Origin of the sequence: Bacillus atrophaeus (assembly GCF_039519175.1) — a bacterium.
Classification (GTDB): Bacteria; Bacillota; Bacilli; order Bacillales; family Bacillaceae; genus Bacillus; species Bacillus atrophaeus.
In genome coordinates this window covers 2,898,309-2,915,015 of sequence record NZ_CP154443.1, presented here as the reverse complement: position 1 = coordinate 2,915,015, position 16,707 = coordinate 2,898,309, and the positions used below count along the sequence as shown (strand labels likewise).

General features: G+C 43.0%; 15 protein-coding genes. 6 read left to right on the top strand and 9 right to left on the bottom strand.

Annotated elements, in window-relative coordinates; translation table 11 throughout:
* Positions 1-24 precede the first annotated feature (24 nt).
* Both coxB and cyoE read right to left on the bottom strand, forming a co-directional pair.
* Positions 25-1,095 (bottom strand): cytochrome c oxidase subunit II, encoded by a 1,071-nt coding sequence (gene coxB, locus AAHT65_RS14860; RefSeq protein ID WP_035175112.1) that lies wholly within the window; start codon positions 1,093-1,095, stop codon positions 25-27.
* A 249-nt stretch (positions 1,096-1,344) separates the two neighbouring features.
* A complete protein-coding gene (gene cyoE / locus AAHT65_RS14855) occupies positions 1,345-2,262 on the bottom strand; it encodes a heme o synthase (RefSeq protein ID WP_003329098.1) in 918 nt (305 codons plus the stop codon).
* A gap of 358 nt (positions 2,263-2,620) precedes the next feature.
* Here cyoE and ctaA point away from each other — a divergent pair, with 358 nt between their 5' ends.
* Positions 2,621-3,547 carry a heme A synthase CtaA gene (gene ctaA, locus AAHT65_RS14850; protein ID WP_013390501.1) on the top strand — a complete coding sequence of 309 codons (927 nt, stop codon included), beginning with the start codon at positions 2,621-2,623 and terminating at the stop codon, positions 3,545-3,547.
* A 279-nt stretch (positions 3,548-3,826) separates the two neighbouring features.
* On the opposite strand, the gene pyc is transcribed toward ctaA, so the two are convergent.
* The 4 genes from pyc to glsA all read right to left on the bottom strand — a co-directional run bounded on the left by pyc (position 3,827) and on the right by glsA (position 10,086).
* Entirely contained in the window at positions 3,827-7,276 is a 3,450-nt protein-coding gene (gene pyc, locus AAHT65_RS14845; RefSeq protein ID WP_088117106.1) for a pyruvate carboxylase, read from the bottom strand.
* A gap of 71 nt (positions 7,277-7,347) precedes the next feature.
* Entirely contained in the window at positions 7,348-8,559 is a 1,212-nt protein-coding gene (locus AAHT65_RS14840; protein WP_061571476.1) for an FtsW/RodA/SpoVE family cell cycle protein, read from the bottom strand.
* Positions 8,560-8,767: 208 nt separating this feature from the next.
* Complete coding sequence (locus AAHT65_RS14835) at positions 8,768-9,049, bottom strand: YlaN family protein (RefSeq protein ID WP_003329103.1); 282 nt, start codon at positions 9,047-9,049, stop codon at positions 8,768-8,770.
* A gap of 107 nt (positions 9,050-9,156) precedes the next feature.
* Positions 9,157-10,086: a glutaminase A gene (gene glsA / locus AAHT65_RS14830; protein WP_003329104.1), complete on the bottom strand. Its 930-nt coding sequence runs from the start codon at positions 10,084-10,086 to the stop codon at positions 9,157-9,159.
* Between the two features lie 103 nt (positions 10,087-10,189).
* On the opposite strand from glsA, the gene AAHT65_RS14825 reads away from it, so the two are divergent.
* A complete protein-coding gene (locus AAHT65_RS14825) occupies positions 10,190-10,675 on the top strand; it encodes a hypothetical protein (RefSeq protein WP_010788503.1) in 486 nt (161 codons plus the stop codon).
* 8 nt (positions 10,676-10,683) lie between these two features.
* Here the strand turns inward: AAHT65_RS14825 and AAHT65_RS14820 are convergent, their stop codons facing one another.
* Positions 10,684-12,012 (bottom strand): PhoH family protein, encoded by a 1,329-nt coding sequence (locus AAHT65_RS14820; protein ID WP_088117105.1) that lies wholly within the window; start codon positions 12,010-12,012, stop codon positions 10,684-10,686.
* 155 nt (positions 12,013-12,167) lie between these two features.
* Here AAHT65_RS14820 and AAHT65_RS14815 point away from each other — a divergent pair, with 155 nt between their 5' ends.
* Both AAHT65_RS14815 and AAHT65_RS14810 read left to right on the top strand, forming a co-directional pair.
* The gene (locus AAHT65_RS14815) at positions 12,168-12,797 is read left to right on the top strand and encodes a YhcN/YlaJ family sporulation lipoprotein (protein WP_003329107.1); all 630 of its coding nucleotides are present in this window, start codon (positions 12,168-12,170) and stop codon (positions 12,795-12,797) included.
* A 91-nt stretch (positions 12,798-12,888) separates the two neighbouring features.
* Complete coding sequence (locus AAHT65_RS14810; protein WP_003329108.1) at positions 12,889-13,095, top strand: YlaI family protein; 207 nt, start codon at positions 12,889-12,891, stop codon at positions 13,093-13,095.
* 166 nt (positions 13,096-13,261) lie between these two features.
* On the opposite strand, the gene AAHT65_RS14805 is transcribed toward AAHT65_RS14810, so the two are convergent.
* Together AAHT65_RS14805 and typA are read right to left on the bottom strand one after the other, a co-directional pair.
* Positions 13,262-13,579: a YlaH-like family protein gene (locus tag AAHT65_RS14805; RefSeq protein WP_003329109.1), complete on the bottom strand. Its 318-nt coding sequence runs from the start codon at positions 13,577-13,579 to the stop codon at positions 13,262-13,264.
* 55 nt (positions 13,580-13,634) lie between these two features.
* On the bottom strand, positions 13,635-15,473 hold the full coding sequence (gene typA, locus AAHT65_RS14800; protein ID WP_088117104.1) for a translational GTPase TypA: 1,839 nt from the start codon (positions 15,471-15,473) through the stop codon (positions 13,635-13,637).
* 115 nt (positions 15,474-15,588) lie between these two features.
* Between typA and AAHT65_RS14795 the strand changes: the two genes are divergently transcribed.
* The gene (locus AAHT65_RS14795; protein WP_003329112.1) at positions 15,589-15,777 is read left to right on the top strand and encodes a YlaF family protein; all 189 of its coding nucleotides are present in this window, start codon (positions 15,589-15,591) and stop codon (positions 15,775-15,777) included.
* A 277-nt stretch (positions 15,778-16,054) separates the two neighbouring features.
* A complete protein-coding gene (locus tag AAHT65_RS14790) occupies positions 16,055-16,666 on the top strand; it encodes a hypothetical protein (protein WP_212064539.1) in 612 nt (203 codons plus the stop codon).
* Positions 16,667-16,707 lie beyond the last annotated feature (41 nt).

Below are 16,707 nucleotides of genomic sequence, written 5' to 3'. Positions count from 1 at the left end.
CCCCCAATATCTCCCTTTCTTCCCTTACTTGCTTCCTGCTTTTAATCCCTTTAAGTATTCATAAAGCGCGTCCATTTCAGCATCAGACAGTTCCGGATATGTTCCTGTCATTTTATTGCCCGGCTTGATGCTTTCTGGATCTTTCAGCCACGCCTTCACATTCTCTTTATTTGCATCTTTAACGCCTGCGACTTTTGATCTTTCCCCGAAGCTGGCCAAATTCGGCGCAGTTCTTGCCGCTTCCGCACGTTTGTCATTCGGTTCTACCGCATGGCAGCTCAGGCAATTCTTTTGCTCAAACAGCTCTTCTCCCTGAGTCGCCAGTTCGTTCTCGGATGTGTGTTTATAGTTTTTCATTTCCTTCGTCCAATCCTGAAAGTCATCGGCTGACAGCGGCTTCACTTTAAAATCCATCAGCGCGTGAGAAGGTCCGCAAAGTTCAGCGCACTTTCCGAAAAAGTATTCTCCCGCTTCTTTACTCCGTTTTGAATCGAAGGTCAAAAAGAATTTATTCTCGTTATCCGTATTTGTATCAATCTTTCCCCCTACCGAAGGAATCCAAAAAGAATGTTTTACATCTGAAGCTTTCAAGTTAAAATACACGCGCTGGTCGGTCGGTACAATCAGTTCCTGACTCGTCACGATATCGTAATCAGGGTATTCAAATTCCCACCAGTATAAATTGGCTCTGACATTCACAACGAGAGCATCCTCCGCTTTGCGGTTTTTCTTATCCATCGGTGATGTATCCGCAAGCTCCAGCGTATATAATACGACAGGGATGACTAGAACAATCAGCAGCACAATCGGAATCACGGTCCACGTGATTTCTAAAAAGCGATTGCCTTCCACTTGTTTCGGTATGGTGTTCTCTCCCACCCGCGCTCTTCTGAACCTCACAATGACATAAAAGAAAATGATCGACACCACTACGACGACAATGACCATAATGAGTGTACTAAGCACTGTCAGGTAATACTGTTTATCAGCCACCTCGCCGGCAGGCTTGAGTGTGGACAAAAACGGTTTTCCACAGCCGCTTAAGACAAGCGGCACTAAGGCTAATAATGAAATAAGACGCCAATGCTTTAACATTTCACCCAACCCCTTTTTTGATCAATACCAAGGCGGAAATCCAAGGCAGGATTCTTTCTTCAGCCAAATCAGACTCCCTCCGAATAAAGCACTTACATTTCCTCATTTCTTAAAATATGAGTTTTTTTACTCAAAATACCATCTATGTATAAAAGTAAAGCCGCCTGATCAAGCAAAAGGTCAAGGCGGCGTTTACGTAGTTGTCATTTCGTATTATGAAGCGGCAGATTAAGGCTCTGCCTATTATTTTTAGAATAGGGTAAAGACGACCATTGCGACAAAATATATCGTTAAGTAATTAAGCGAGTAGACGAACATTAGCGTCGCCCACTTCATAATGTTCTTCATCCGGAAACCCATCAAGCCGAGAACAAGCCAGCCGATGTTTAACAAGGTCCCCAGGATCACGATCGGCAGACCGAGCCCCCCTAAGAAAAACGGGAGAGGAAGCAGACAGGCAACCCAGACAATAATTTGTCTTTTTGTGACTTCAAAACCGTGAACCACCGGAAGCATCGGTATATTCGCCGCCCTGTAATCTTCGGTTTTCTTAATTGCCAAAGCTAAGAAATGCGGAATTTGCCAAATAAACATAATTAAGAATAATACCCATGCCAGTACACTGATGTTTCCTTCAACTGCCGTCCACCCGATTAACGGCGGAACAGCGCCGGATACGCTTCCGACAACCGTATTAATCGTATAATGGCGTTTCGTCCACATCGTATACAGGACAACGTAAGTAAATACTCCGATAAACCCGATAACCGCAGCCATCACTGTTGTCATCAGCAGCATGATTAACCCTAAGGCAACCAGCAATATCCCTGACCACAAAGCCTGATTCGGCTGGATTTTCCCGGTAACCGTCGGCCTTACCTTCGTCCGTTCCATTAAATGGTCAATATCCCGGTCATAATAGTTATTGATGGCGCAAGAGCCCGCAATGATCAGAGAAGACCCGATTAATGTGAGAAGCACGGTATTTAAATTGCCTAAAAAGCTTAAACCGGAAAAATGAAAAGCAAGCCACATTCCGGTAAAGGTTGTAATTAAATTCGAATTCACAATCCCTATTTTGATAAGGGAAAGGAAATCTTTCCACGCTGTTGTTTCTTCAATTTGTCCGTCTATAGCTGTATCATTTAAAATTCTGGAATTAGCCATAACGTAAACCTCCCTTACTCAAACCTAAAAGCAGGTTATTCTTCATGAACCTGCAACTCTATCATACAAGATTATTCCTTGTAAAAAAACATCCTCTTAAATATTAAACGAGAAACAGGAATTTATTTGTGAACTTTTTATGAATTTTACCAAAGATGAAGGCGTTCACCATTTTAAAATGCCGTTACCTTAGTTCTATCAAACCCCGCATGAATAATCAAGGGTACAATTTCCAGAAGTCCGGATTCTATTATATTTTTGTGAACAAAAGGGTCTGGGAATTGCCACGGAACACATCTTCGCTTACACTTGGAACGTATATAAAATTGCAGCAGTTAGTTAAGAAGGTGGATACTTGATGAATAAGTTACTAAAAGCTCTCAGCGTATTAACAACATTTGTGATGCTCATCGTGCTGATTGGCGGCGCTCTCGTCACCAAAACAGGATCAGGCCAAGGGTGCGGAAGACAATGGCCGCTTTGTCACGGACGATTCTTTCCTGAATTAAATCCCGCTTCGATTATAGAATGGAGCCACAGGCTTGCAAGCGGTGTATCAATTATATTAGTGCTTAGCTTGGCGTTTTGGTCATGGAGAAAAATTACGCCTATCTTCCGTGAGACAACATTTCTCGCTATCATGTCAATTATCTTTTTGTTTCTACAGGCGCTGCTCGGCGCATTGGCAGTCGTCTTCGGATCAAACGCGCTCATTATGGCGCTTCACTTTGGAATTTCTCTGATTTCTTTCGCTTCAGTTTTACTATTAACATTACTGATATTTGAAGCTGATAAATCGGCTAGAAAACTCGTAAAACCGCTTCAGATCGGTAAGAAAATGCAATTTCATATGATAGGCATTCTGATTTATTCCTATATTGTCGTCTATACAGGCGCTTACGTCCGGCATACGAAATCAAGCTTGGCATGTCCGGATGTCCCGTTATGCAGCCGGCTGAATAACGGCATCCCGACTCAATTTCAAGAATGGGTGCAAATGGGGCACAGAGCGGCAGCCGTTTTGCTGTTTGTCTGGATTATCGTAGCCTCTGTTCATGCCATCACTTCTTATAGAGAGCAAAAACAAATTTTTTGGGGCTGGATCGCCTGCCTGACATTTGTCACATTACAGGCGCTTTCAGGAATTATGATTGTGTACTCCGAAATGGCGCTGGGCTTTGCACTCGCCCACTCATTCTTTATCGCGTGCTTGTTTGGCGTTTTGTGTTATTTCTTATTATTAATTGCACGCTTCCGCTACGAATCAAAACAATCGAACAATTAATTTATAAAAAAGGCCAAAGCTGGTAAAAAGCTCTGGCCTTTTTTTATGGGAAATGGCTCTGGGTCTTGTTTGCCTTCATCCGGAAAACTTTCGTCATTCAAGCACTGTCCTAATGAAATTCTATTCGGAAGATCATCCTGTCAAAATAGTATTGAATGTAAGCCGGAAATCTCTGCGAAGCTACATGATTACTCTTTTTAAGTTTCTCTCCCTTGTTTACACTTCTTTTACCGGAAATCAAAACAAGAGTGTATATCATCAGATATACACTCTTGCCACTCAAGCCTTTTCTATTTCAAGCAGAAGATCCCCTGTTTGAATCGGATCTCCGTTTTTCACATATACATTTGTTATTGTTCCTGAGAAAGGCGCCTGTACAGTTGTTTCCATTTTCATTGCTTCGTTAATCATCAGATGATCACCTTTTTCCACCTTCGCTCCAGCTTCCGTCAATAGCTTAATAACAGTGCCGGGCATAGATGCCGCAATGTGATTTGGGTTAGACCGGTCGGCCTTTAATTTCTCCTGAACGGAAGATTTAATGCTTTCATCCTTTATGACAACCTCACGCGGCTGGCCATTCAGTTCGAAGTAAAGGACACGCGTGGCATCAGGCTGAGGCTCACCAATCGAAACGAGCTTCACAATCAATGTTTTTCCGCGTTCAATTTCAACTTCGATCTCTTCACCGAGTGTCATGCCGTAGAAGAAAGTCGGCGTGTCTAATACGGAAATATCGCCATAGCTTTCAGCCGTTTTCACAAAGTCAGTAAATACTTTAGGGTAGAGCGCATAAGCTACTGCTTCCTGATCTGTGATTTCCGTCCCATGTTTTTCTTTAAATTCCTGTTTAATTGCTTCAAAGGATACTGGTTCAAGCAATTCACCAGGTCTGACCGTGATCGGCTCTTGGCCTTTTAAGATCAGTTTTTGAAGTTTTTCCGGAAATCCGCCGTGCGGCTGGCCGATATTTCCTTTAAACAGCTCCACAACAGAGTCAGGAAAATCCAGTGTTTCGCCTTTTTCGTAAACGTCATTTTCAGACAGGTTGTTTTGCACCATATAAAGGGCCATGTCTCCGACTACCTTAGAGGATGGCGTCACCTTCACAATGTCGCCAAACATGTCATTTACACGTCTGTACATCGTTTTCACTTCATTCCAGCGGTCGCCGAGCCCTACACCCTTCGCCTGCTGCTGAAGGTTGCTGTATTGTCCGCCCGGCATCTCATGCTCATAAATTTCTGTATGCGGCGAGTTCATTCCGCTTTCAAATTCATTGTAGTATTTACGGACTGACTCCCAATACTGCGACAGCAACTCAACGCCCTGTACATTCATATTCGGGCGGCGGCCGTTTCCTTCCATTGCATGATAAAATCCGCTTGCGCTCGGCTGAGATGTTAAGCCCGCCATTGAGCTTACTGCCACGTCAACGATGTCCGCGCCTGCTTCTGCTGCTTTCGCATACATGTAAATTCCGTTGCCGCTTGTATCATGCGTATGAAGATGAACCGGAATATCAACTGTTTCTTTTAACGCAGACACTAATTCATATGCCGCCTGAGGCTTTAACAGGCCGGCCATATCTTTAATGCCTAATATATGGGCTCCGGCTGCTTCAAGCTCCTTCGCCATAGATGTATAGTAAGCCAAATCATATTTAGAGCGGCTCTTATCAAGAATATCTCCGGTATAACAGATTGCCGCTTCTGCTACTTTCCCCGTTTTGCGCACCGCATCAATTGCCAGTGTCATTCCTTTTACCCAGTTAAGACTGTCGAAAATCCGGAACACATCAACGCCGGAATGGGCGGACTGTTTCACAAACTCCTGAATGACATTGTCGGGATAATTTGTATAGCCGACTGCATTTGAAGAACGAAGCAGCATTTGGAACAGCGTATTCGGCACTTCCTTGCGTAAATCCTCAAGGCGCTTCCAAGGATCTTCTTTCAAGAAACGGTACGCTACATCAAAGGTCGCGCCTCCCCAAACCTCCATACTGAAGAGTTCAGGCCATAACACAGACGTAGGGTTAGCGATTTTCTTCAAATCATTTGTTCTGATTCTGGTTGCTAATAGTGACTGATGGGCGTCTCTGAATGTTGTATCCGTTAAAAGAACAGATTTTTGCTCTTTTACCCAATTCGCCAGACCTTCAGCCCCTCTTTCATCGAGAATTTGCTTTGTGCCCTTTTTAGGCTCTACATCAATATTCACTTTAACCGTATGCGGCTTGTCAAAGGCAGGTTTTTCTGTTTTTCCAATCCCCGGGAATCCATTAACTGTCACGTTGCCGATATAAGTCAGCATTTTTGTGCCGCGGTCCTTCTGTTTTGGGAATACGAATAATTCAGGCGTTGTATCGATAAAGGACGTATCGTACTGGCCTGTCAGGAATTTTTCATGCTTAGCCACATTTTCAAGAAACGGAATATTTGTTTTAATTCCTCTAATCCGGAATTCTTGAAGGTTTCGAACCATTTTTGCTGATGCCTGTTCAAATGTTAAAGCCCATGTAGACAGCTTCACGAGCAGAGAGTCGTAATACGGTGTAATAACTGCGCCCTGAAAACTGTTTCCGGTATCGAGGCGGACACCGAAGCCGCCGCCTGAGCGGTAAGCCATGATTTTCCCTGTATCAGGCATAAAATCGTTCAGCGGATCTTCCGTTGTGACACGAGACTGGATGGCGAAACCGATTGTGAAAATATCCTTTTGCTCAGGAATGTTTACTTCACGGCTGTGCAGTTCGTACCCTTGTGCAACTAGAATTTGCGTTTGAACAATATCGACTCCTGTAATCATTTCTGTAATCGTATGCTCGACCTGTACACGCGGGTTTACTTCAATGAAGAAAAACTCGTCATTAGCAACCAGAAATTCTACTGTCCCTGCATTTATGTATTGAACATTTTTAGCGAGCGCCACTGCAGCTTCGCAAATCTGATCTCTCAATTCATTTGATAGCGACACACTTGGTGCTACCTCGATGACTTTTTGATGGCGTCTTTGAACGGAGCAGTCTCTTTCATAGAGATGAACGACATTGCCGTTTTTATCCCCAATCACCTGGACTTCAATATGTTTTGGGTTTTCGATCAGTTTCTCTACATAAACTTCATCATTTCCAAAGGCTGCTTTCGCTTCAGATTTCGCACGTTCAAACGCTTCTTTGACTTCATTTTCACTTCTGACAATCCTCATACCGCGTCCGCCGCCGCCAAGTGAAGCTTTAATAATGAACGGATAGCCATGTGCTTGTCCAAATTGCTCAACAGCTTCGAGGGTTTCTGCTGGTCCGTCGCTTCCCGGTATAACAGGGATTCCTGCTTTTTCCGCTTGCTCACGGGCTTTCACTTTGTCACCAAACATATTTAAATGCTCTGAAGTCGGTCCGATAAAGACGATCCCTTCCTCTTCACACCGTTTCGCAAATTGTATATTTTCTGATAAGAAACCGTATCCCGGATGAATGGCGTCCACCTGGTTTCTCTTTGCAATTTCAATGATTCCCTCGATATCCAGATAAGCGTCAATCGGCTTTTTACCTTCACCGACCAGATACGCTTCATCCGCTTTGTAGCGATGATAAGAACCTGAATCTTCTTTTGAGTAAACCGCAACTGTACGGATATTCAGCTCTGTACAAGCCCGGAATATCCGAATAGCGATTTCCCCTCTGTTGGCAACTAAAACCTTTTGTATCAACTGTTGTTGTGACAAATTTCTCTCCCCCTCGTCCCATTTAATAATCTATAATAAAGGAATATCCTTCCCATGTATACACTTGTTTTTTACAGATAAACAGATTTTTTCACCTGTTTCTTTTTCAATCCCTTTGGTGACAAGTCCTCTTTCTTTTTCTTTTTTTCGAAATAGTCAACAAACATGCTGATATTGACCAAAATCCCCGTGCTGCCTAATAATAAGAGCAATGAAGAGCCTCCATAACTGACAAACGGCAGCGTCACACCCGTAATCGGGATTAACCCGCTGACACCGCCAAGGTTAATGAACGATTGAATGGCAATCATGCTGGATATCCCGATCGCAAGCAGGCTCCCAAACGGATCTTCACATTTGCGGGCAATATAAAAGCCTTTTAAAACGATAAAGCTCAATAGAAAAATAACAAATAAAACTCCAAAAACACCTAGTTCTTCAGCGATAACGGCCATGATAAAGTCGGTATGCGATTCAGGCAGGTAACCATACTTCTGAATGCTTTCCCCAAGCCCGAGACCGAAAATCCCGCCCGACCCGATCGCATAATATGAGTTGACAACCTGAAGTCCTGATGAATTCGCATAATTAAACGGGTTCTCAAAACTTTCAAAACGGGCTAATCTGCCTTCTGTCAAAATGCTGTCCAAATTAAAATAAACGAGAGGACTGACGAGCAGCAAAACGATTCCGCTCATAACCACAAGCTTTAATAGGGTTTTTCCGCTGAATCCCGAGCATAGGATCATGCACAGCGCAATCATCCCGATAATCATCGCTGTACCAAGATCGGGCTGAATGGCGATTAATGAGCAGATAATGACTGTGACAACCACCGGCGGCGCCACTCCGGTTAATAACTGGTCGATGTAGCTTTGTTTTTTGGCGTAAACAGCCGCAAGGTATAAAATGACTGTCAGTTTTACGAATTCACCGGGCTGAATGCTGATCCCGAAAATTTTAAACCAGCTTTGCGCATTACCGGCTACATGTCCGAATCCAAAGAGTGCAATCAACGCGATTAAAGATGTGAGCAGCATTATTTTTTGAAATTTCTGATTGGCGAGCGCCTTGTACGGGAATAACGCCATGATAATAAACAAAATACTTCCCGCTATGAAAAACAGCACCTGCCTGTTAAAGAAAAAATCACTGTTCACCCCGTAGCGCGAAACAGCGGTAATCATACTGGCGCTGTATACCATCACTAAACCGAATCCGCATAGTAAAATAATTGCGAATATCAATGAGTAATCATAAGATTTTAACATTCTTTTTAACATAACATCCTCTTCCCTGCTTCCTGCTTCCCTTGGCTATAAGTGAATATGTACCTTTTTTATTTTACTACAATTTATGAATCAGCACGAAGATTCTCTATAAGATTCGGATGAACTGTGCAAAAAAAGTCCGTCTTAACGAAGTGAATGAACCCCTATAATCGCGGTTACAAAAAAACCCAAACCGTTAATCGAGTTTGAGTTTTATCATTTATTTTCCTGTAAACGCGTCATGTAAAGCTGACAATTCGCGTTCCAATGTGGTTAAAAGCTCTTTTCCGTCTTTTTCATCAACTAATCCCAGGCGGACAGCAAAATCGATCTCCCTCGACAGTCCGAACATTTGAGTATCCAAAACCTCTTCATAAAGAGGACATTGAGGCATCGTTAAGTTATCCATTTGTACTCGGATCAGCTTCAAAATCTTCTCAGCATCTAATTTCAGCAAATCTAGTGCCTTCTGCCGATGGTCAACTATCATCTCTGAAGCCAAAAGTATCCCTCCGTTCCCCAGGCGAGTACCTAATTCTTCTATTTATCATAAAGGGTATCAGCTGAAATTGCAAGAGGATTTACGCAGATGTCATGATAATAGCGAAATTAAAAAATACTCAGCCTGTATGTCTCAGACATTAATTCCAAAAGCTTCACACCCGCTATGCTGTTGCCTTTTTCATCTAAAGCCGGACCAAAAATGCCGATGCCGAAATCATAAGGCGAAATGCCCATGATGCCCCCTGATACTCCGCTTTTCGCAGGAACTCCGATCTTGATGGCAAATTCTCCGCTTGCATTATACATGCCGCATGTCACCATGAAAGTTTTGCAAATTCTAGCAACATCTTTCGGAATGACTTGCTCCCCCGTTTCAGGATGTTTTCCGTTTAAAGCAAATACACATCCGATTTTGGCCAAATCAAGACTGTTCATCTCAATCGCGCATTGTTTGGTATATAAATCCATCACAGATTCCACATCACCATGAAGGATCTCATATTGTTTCATGTAATAACACATTGCCCTATTAATCATAGATGTTTTATATTCAGACTCCGCCACATTTTGGCAGTAGGTTATCTTCTCATTGTTCGCAAGCCTTCTGATAAATGCAAGTAAATAATCGAGTCTGTCTTTTGCAGACTTTCCTTTGATTAAGCTTGTAACTACTAGTGCGCCTGCATTGATCATCGGATTTAACGGTTTGCTCGGATTCACCGTTTCCAGCTTTATAATAGAATTAAACGGGTCGCCGGTCGGTTCTTGCCCCACATAGCTGAATACCCTGTCTTTACCATAATCCATTAACACGAGCGCAAGCGACAATACTTTAGATATGCTTTGAAGAGTAAATGTTTTTTCTATATCACCGGCTGACAGACATGTATTTTCTGTATAATATATCGCCACAGAAAGGTCATTCTCGTCAGCCTCTGCCAATGCAGGAATATAATCAGCCACTTTTCCCCGCCCTGTCATTTTTTTCGCTTCTCGCACCAACGCTTCCAGCTCATCATTATGCCGGCATACCATATAATCACCCTCGCTCTTCAGCAGTTCATTACACATAATTTGTTACGTAAAGTGACAATTCATGCGAAAACTTTTATACTTTTGAGAGAAGGAGGTCATAAGCATGAGTATCATACAAGTAAAAGGCAATGTTACATACCCGATTACGATTGATCCAAGCGTTTGGATTTTTGATGACCGCAAGTTCCCATTTGACAGCTGGAATAAAGAATCCGCAACCGGCTATCAAACGGGGGAAGAGCAAGAAACACTCGATACAGAGCGTCTGATCAGGGAAGGGCAAATTGCCCCGCCGACATTAAAAACAGAAAAGCGGTTCGAAAAAGAAAAACTGATGAATGGCAGCTTTGCGATGAAACTAGGCACTGTGCTGAAAAATGCCGAGCCACTGGAATCTGCTGCCCAATGTGTATTTATCACCAATACGGAAAGAATTTCTGTTCCGCTGGATAAGGCACTGGACAGTATTGTCCATTTTAGTGAAACCGGCAAACCGTTACAAGAGGACGGTCCCGTTCACATTTATTTTGCCGATCACTCAAATCGTGAGCAGCCGATCACCGGCCTAAAAGAATTAGAAATTATCTAAGGCATAAGCTACAGCAGATCCGCAGCTAGCTGGGCGAGTCCGGACCGCTCTCCTTTTAGAAGCTTGACACTGCCGGAAATATGCTGTTCTTTAAACCGTTCCACCACATATGCAAGACCATTATTTAAACTGTCTAAATATGGGTGATCTATTTGTTCTGGGTCACCCATCAATACGATTTTACTGCCTTCCCCGACCCTAGTCAGCAAAGTTTTCACTTCATGCTTGGTCAGGTTTTGCGCCTCATCAATGATGATAAATTGATCCGGAATGCTCCTTCCCCTGATATATGTCAACGCCTCAACTTGAATCGAACCGATCCCGGCCAAAATGGCCTCCAGCTCTCCCGGTTTCTTTGCGTTGAACAGAAACTCCAAATTATCAAAAATAGGCTGCATCCACGGCTTAAGCTTTTCCTCTTTTTCTCCCGGCAAATAGCCGATATCTTTCCCGACCGGGACGATTGGCCTTGCGACAATGAGCTTTTTATAAATGCCTAAGTCTTCGGTCTGCAATAGCCCAGCCGCCAAAGCAAGAAGCGTTTTGCCTGTGCCCGCTTTTCCTGTCAAAGTGACGAGCGGAATATCTTCGCGCAGCAAAAGCTCTAGAGCCATAGTCTGCTGCACATTTTTCGGTCGGATTCCCCATACGTGCTCATCATCAAACACAAGCCTTTTAACGATTGTTCCGGTTTTGTCAGCTATGCCGATCGCCGAAGAAGAGCCGCCCAGTTCATCCTTCATTAACGCAAACTGATTCGGATAAAACCGGTGGTGCTTTAGATCCTTCGCCTTAATTTCTTTTTTCCCGTAAAAAGAGGAGAAGAGTTCTTTATTGACATACAAATCTTTATAGCCGGCATACATGTCATCATTGTCCACAACCCGATCATTTAAAAAGTCCTCAGCCAAGAGACCGATCGCATCCGCTTTCACTCTCACCAGCACGTCCTTACTGACCAGTATGACAGGCCGTCCCTCTTCCTTTGTTTCTTCTTCGAGACTTAAATTTTTAGCAACCGCCAGTATGCGATTGTCATTTGTTTTTTCAATAAATATTTCTTGAAGCTGATGGAAAGAGCGGTGGTTCAGCTCAATCCTGAGCGTTCCTCCGCAGTCGAGCGGCACTTGTTCATGCAGTCTTCCCTTCAGCCTTAATCCGTCTATCAGCTTAGATACGTGCCTCGCGTTCCTCCCAACTTCGTCCATATACCGTTTTTTCGAGTCAACCTCTTCTAAAACAACAGCAGGGATGACAACTTCATTTTCTTCAAAAGAAAAAATGGCGTTAGGATCCTGCAATAATACGTTCGTATCTAACACATAAATTTTACTCAAGTCTCAGCCTCCCGATATAAGGGTCAAAGTCCTTCCTGCTTCTCTTAGATGAAAAATGGTGAAGTGCCTGCTAAAATATATGTTTTTGTGAATAAAGATAGAAGGTTAATTCAACAATAAAATTATTGAATGCATTTCAAGGAGGGAACCTGCAAGTGCGAATTCTTTTTATCATCATCCAAGCTGTTCTTGTGCTGTCAGCATGTGCCAACCAACAGGGAGGCTCTAAGCAGCATCTTCAAAATGATTCCGCGCGACAAGAAAATTCAAAACCGATTCACGTGAAAAACACTTCACAGGAAACGGCAGACAATACATCCCGGCCAGACATTGCAAAGCACCTTGTCAAGGTCACAGAGAGAGTGCCTGAAGTAAAAGATGCTACAGCCATCGTTCTTGGAAGATATGCGGTTGTCGGCATTGATGTGGACGACACCTTGGAGAGAAGCAAAGTTGAAACCATCAAGTACTCTGTCGCTCAAGCCTTAAAGAATGACCCATACGGTGCCAATGCCGCTGTCATCGCTGACCCGGACACAGTCAGCCGTTTACAGGAAATGGGCAGAGAAATCACCGCCGGGCGTCCGGTCACAGGCATTTTGGATGAACTGGCTGCAATTGTCGGCCGAGTGCTCCCTGAAGTGCCAAACGACGTGACAGACAACGAAAAAGAGTCACAGACTGAACATAATAATGACCAACTTAATCAAAAGCAGGAAAAAGAACTGGATCAGGAACAAAACGACCAATCAGACAATCATATGAAAAAGAACAAAAATGATTAAGCTTTAAGCCAAGCGGCTTAAGCTTTTTCTTTTTTTCGAAAAACGGCAATCCATGGTATAATGCTTTTCAGAGTGAAAGAGGTGATATTCAATGAGGGTTCAATGTTCTATTTGCGACAAAATTGAACAAATTGATGATGAAACACTGATGGCGAAACGGCTTCGAAACCGCCCGATTCATACATATATGTGCCAAGTATGTCATGAACGGATAAAAATCAGGACTGAAGAACGGTTGAACACCGGGCGCTTCTCTTTTCACCCTGGACAACCTAAAAAAGAAAAAGTGAAAAAATGAGGCATGTTACGCTTATAAAACGCATATCAGCCTCAGGCCAGATTTTTTACTATTGATCTTAATTGTCTTCACATAAAAAATGCGCGCTCATTTCAGGCGCTTCCTATTACGATTATCATTCTTGTCAGAAAAAAATGACTTAGCCGCTTGGCTAAGTCATTTTTATTTACGATTCCGCCGACTGTTCTTTTTTCGACTGATGCAAACGGATTTTGTATATGATTAAAATCAGCGCTGCCACAACCAACCCCTCGGCGACTGGCAAAAACACACCCAAAAAGGTTAATACAGTACAGCCGAGCGCTAAAAACAAGTAGACAACGGCTGATTTTAAAATAGGAAGCCGCTTGGCAAAGCCGAGTTTAAATACGATAACAGCCAAAACAAAGATCGTTCCGTATAACAGCCACATGCCCGTTCCCGGCTGCTCATCCACTTTATAGAGAGCAGCGAAGAACGACAGGCGTTCGCTCACTTCATTCAAAAAGGTTCCCTCCCCTATAACGTGCAGGTACTACCTTTTCAAATTCTGCAAGGGATTAGGACAATCCTGCTGTTTTTTTCTTTTTAGCAGATTTTTCGCGTTCGTTTTTATTAAGGATTTTCTTTCTTAAACGGATGGATTCTGGCGTTACTTCGCAATATTCATCTTCATTTAAGTACTCTAAAGATTCCTCAAGAGACATGATACGCGCTTTTTTAATGGTTGTTGTCTGGTCTTTAGTAGCTGAACGCACGTTTGTCTGCTGTTTCATTTTGCTTACGTTAACAACCAAGTCGTTGTCACGGTTATGTTCGCCGACAATCATTCCTTCGTATACTTCTGTACCAGGCTCAACAAAAATCACACCGCGGTCTTCAATTCCTTGAATTCCGTACGCCGTAGATTTTCCGTTTTCCATTGAAACAAGCACACCTTGACGACGTCCGCCGACTTGGCCTTTTTGCATCGGCTGGTAGCTGTCAAATGTATGGTTAAGAATACCGAAGCCGCGCGTTAATGAAAGGAACTCAGTTGAGTATCCGATTAAGCCGCGGGAAGGCACAGTAAAGATCAGGCGGACTTGCCCGTTACCGTTATTGATCATATCAATCATTTCGCCTTTTCTTGCACCCATTGATTCCATAACAGAACCGGTATGCTCTTCAGGCACATCAATTTGAACCCGTTCTACAGGCTCACAGCGGACACCGTCGATATCTCTGACGATAACTTCAGGTTTTGATACTTGCAGCTCATAACCTTCACGGCGCATGTTTTCAATTAAAATAGACAAGTGAAGCTCACCGCGTCCGGATACCACCCAAGCGTCAGGTGATGCAGTCGGATCTACGCGCAAGCTGACATCTGTCTGAAGCTGGGCTTGAAGGCGCTCTTCAATTTTACGTGAAGTAACGTATTTTCCTTCTCGGCCTGCAAAGGGACTGTTATTCACAACAAATGTCATTTGAAGAGTAGGCTCATCAATGCGAAGGATCGGCAGCGGATCTTGATGCTCAACAGGACACACCGTTTCACCGACGTTAATATCCTCCATACCTGAAACAGCCACAAGATCTCCGGCTTTTGCTTCTTCAATTTCCACACGCTTTAAGCCTTGGAAACCTAAGATTTTTGTTACACGGAAAGATTTTGCTGTTCCGTCAAGCTTCATTAAGGAAACTTGCTGTCCGACTTTCATCGTCCCGCGGAATACACGTCCGATTCCGATACGGCCGACATAATCGTTGTAATCAAGAAGCGCAACTTGGAATTGAAGCGGCTCTTCAGAATTATCAACAGGAGCAGGAACATGATTTACAATCGTTTCATATAAAGATTCCATGTTTTCATCCTGCTGTTTCGGGTCCAGGCTGGCTGTCCCGTTAATCGCAGAAGCATAAACAACAGGGAATTCAAGCTGTTCTTCAGAAGCGTCAAGCTCGATAAACAAGTCAAGAACTTCATCAATTACTTCTTCTGGACGTGCAAAATCACGGTCGATTTTGTTTACAACAACAACCGGGTTAAGGTTTTGTTCCAGTGCTTTCTTTAATACGAAACGAGTCTGCGGCATACAGCCTTCATAGGCATCAACAACAAGCAATACGCCGTCAACCATTTTCATGATACGTTCTACTTCTCCCCCGAAATCTGCGTGTCCCGGAGTATCCAAAATATTAATGCGTGTATCTTTATAATTAATCGCAGTATTTTTCGCTAATATTGTAATACCGCGTTCGCGTTCAAGATCATTTGAGTCCATAGCGCGCTCGGCGATATTTTCGTTGGCACGGAACGTACCAGCCTGATGCAAAAGCTGATCGACCAATGTCGTTTTCCCATGGTCAACGTGGGCAATAATCGCGATGTTGCGAAGGTCTGTTCGAAGTTTCACATTTTCATCTCCTAAAATAAATAGATAACTTTCATATTATATCACACATCCTCTTTAAAAGCGTCACGTTTTTCTGTAAACTTATGATGAAGATGTAAAAAGGGGATGGCGGATTATGAAAAAGATCAAATGGGTTTTATTATTATTTGCATTCGCGGCAGTTTTCAGCATTATGCTGATCGGCGTCTCAATCGCCGAAAAAAGTGCATTAGGCATCATTGGAAGCATCTTGCTTGTCTGTGCCGTCATGGGAAGCGGATTCACTTTAAAAAGAAAAATGCGCGAACAAGGCCTGCTTGATTAAAAGCATTACCGTTCAGCGAAAAAATTAATCAAAGAAAGAAAAAAACACCGCTCTCTATAGCGGTGTTTTTTAAGTCTTATCTCACCCGAAAGCTAGTCAGGAAGCCGCAAAATAAATTCAGGATGTTAGTTCATTCAGCTGAGATTCCTATTTTTTAACAGAACAAATAGTTCGCCGGCAAAAGACATAAAATACCATAAAGCCCATTTTTCTTACACCATTCTCCTCCTATAATGGTGAATGTAACCAAAACATTCACAAAAAGGGAGAGAAAAAAATGAACAAACCATTCTTAAAAAAAGCCGTATTAACGACTGCCGCTCTTACTTCAGCCACTTTGCTTGCGTTCGGACCTGACGCTTCCGCCAGTGAAAAACCATTCAATTCCAGCACACCGGTTGCGAATCATACTGTTGTAAACCAAGAGGATCTTGAAAAATTTATCGATATCTTAAATCAGTCTATATATGAAAAGGACGGCAAATACTTTTTTGACAGTGAAAAAGCAGTCGAATTGGGTCTGACCGAGGAAGAAGCTCAAGTTATCGCGAAAATTTGGGATACATCATCCGAATTCATTGAGATCGTATCACAGAGTATTTATGTAGAAGATGGTGAGTACAAATTCGATGTTGAGAAAGCGCAGGAGCTTGGTTTCACGGAAAAAGAAGCCCTTATTGTCGATAAGATTTTCACTTCCTTCTCTCATAAAATTCAAATTCTTAAGGCATCCATTGTTGAAGCAGATGGTGAATATTCATTTGATATTGATGCAGCAATCGAAGCGGGTGCCTCACCTGCACAAGTGAAAATTTATGAAAAGCTCTTCAGTTCTCTTTCTCAAGAGCAGTTGGCGGCTATTTATAACGCGCTCCACCCTGAGGCTTAACCATCAAAAGCGCCCGGTCCTTATCGGCTGGGCGCTTTTTA

Coding starts and splice junctions, on each gene's coding strand:
- AAHT65_RS14840 (WP_061571476.1), bottom strand. CDS start 8,559: ATGTTAAAAAGAATGTTAAAATCTTATGATTACTCATTGATATTCGCA.
- coxB (WP_035175112.1), bottom strand. CDS start 1,095: ATGTTAAAGCATTGGCGTCTTATTTCATTATTAGCCTTAGTGCCGCTT.
- glsA (WP_003329104.1), bottom strand. CDS start 10,086: ATGGTATGCCGGCATAATGATGAGCTGGAAGCGTTGGTGCGAGAAGCG.
- AAHT65_RS14790 (WP_212064539.1), top strand. CDS start 16,055: ATGAACAAACCATTCTTAAAAAAAGCCGTATTAACGACTGCCGCTCTT.
- AAHT65_RS14810 (WP_003329108.1), top strand. CDS start 12,889: ATGAGGGTTCAATGTTCTATTTGCGACAAAATTGAACAAATTGATGAT.
- AAHT65_RS14825 (WP_010788503.1), top strand. CDS start 10,190: ATGAGTATCATACAAGTAAAAGGCAATGTTACATACCCGATTACGATT.
- AAHT65_RS14795 (WP_003329112.1), top strand. CDS start 15,589: ATGAAAAAGATCAAATGGGTTTTATTATTATTTGCATTCGCGGCAGTT.
- ctaA (WP_013390501.1), top strand. CDS start 2,621: ATGAATAAGTTACTAAAAGCTCTCAGCGTATTAACAACATTTGTGATG.
- cyoE (WP_003329098.1), bottom strand. CDS start 2,262: ATGGCTAATTCCAGAATTTTAAATGATACAGCTATAGACGGACAAATT.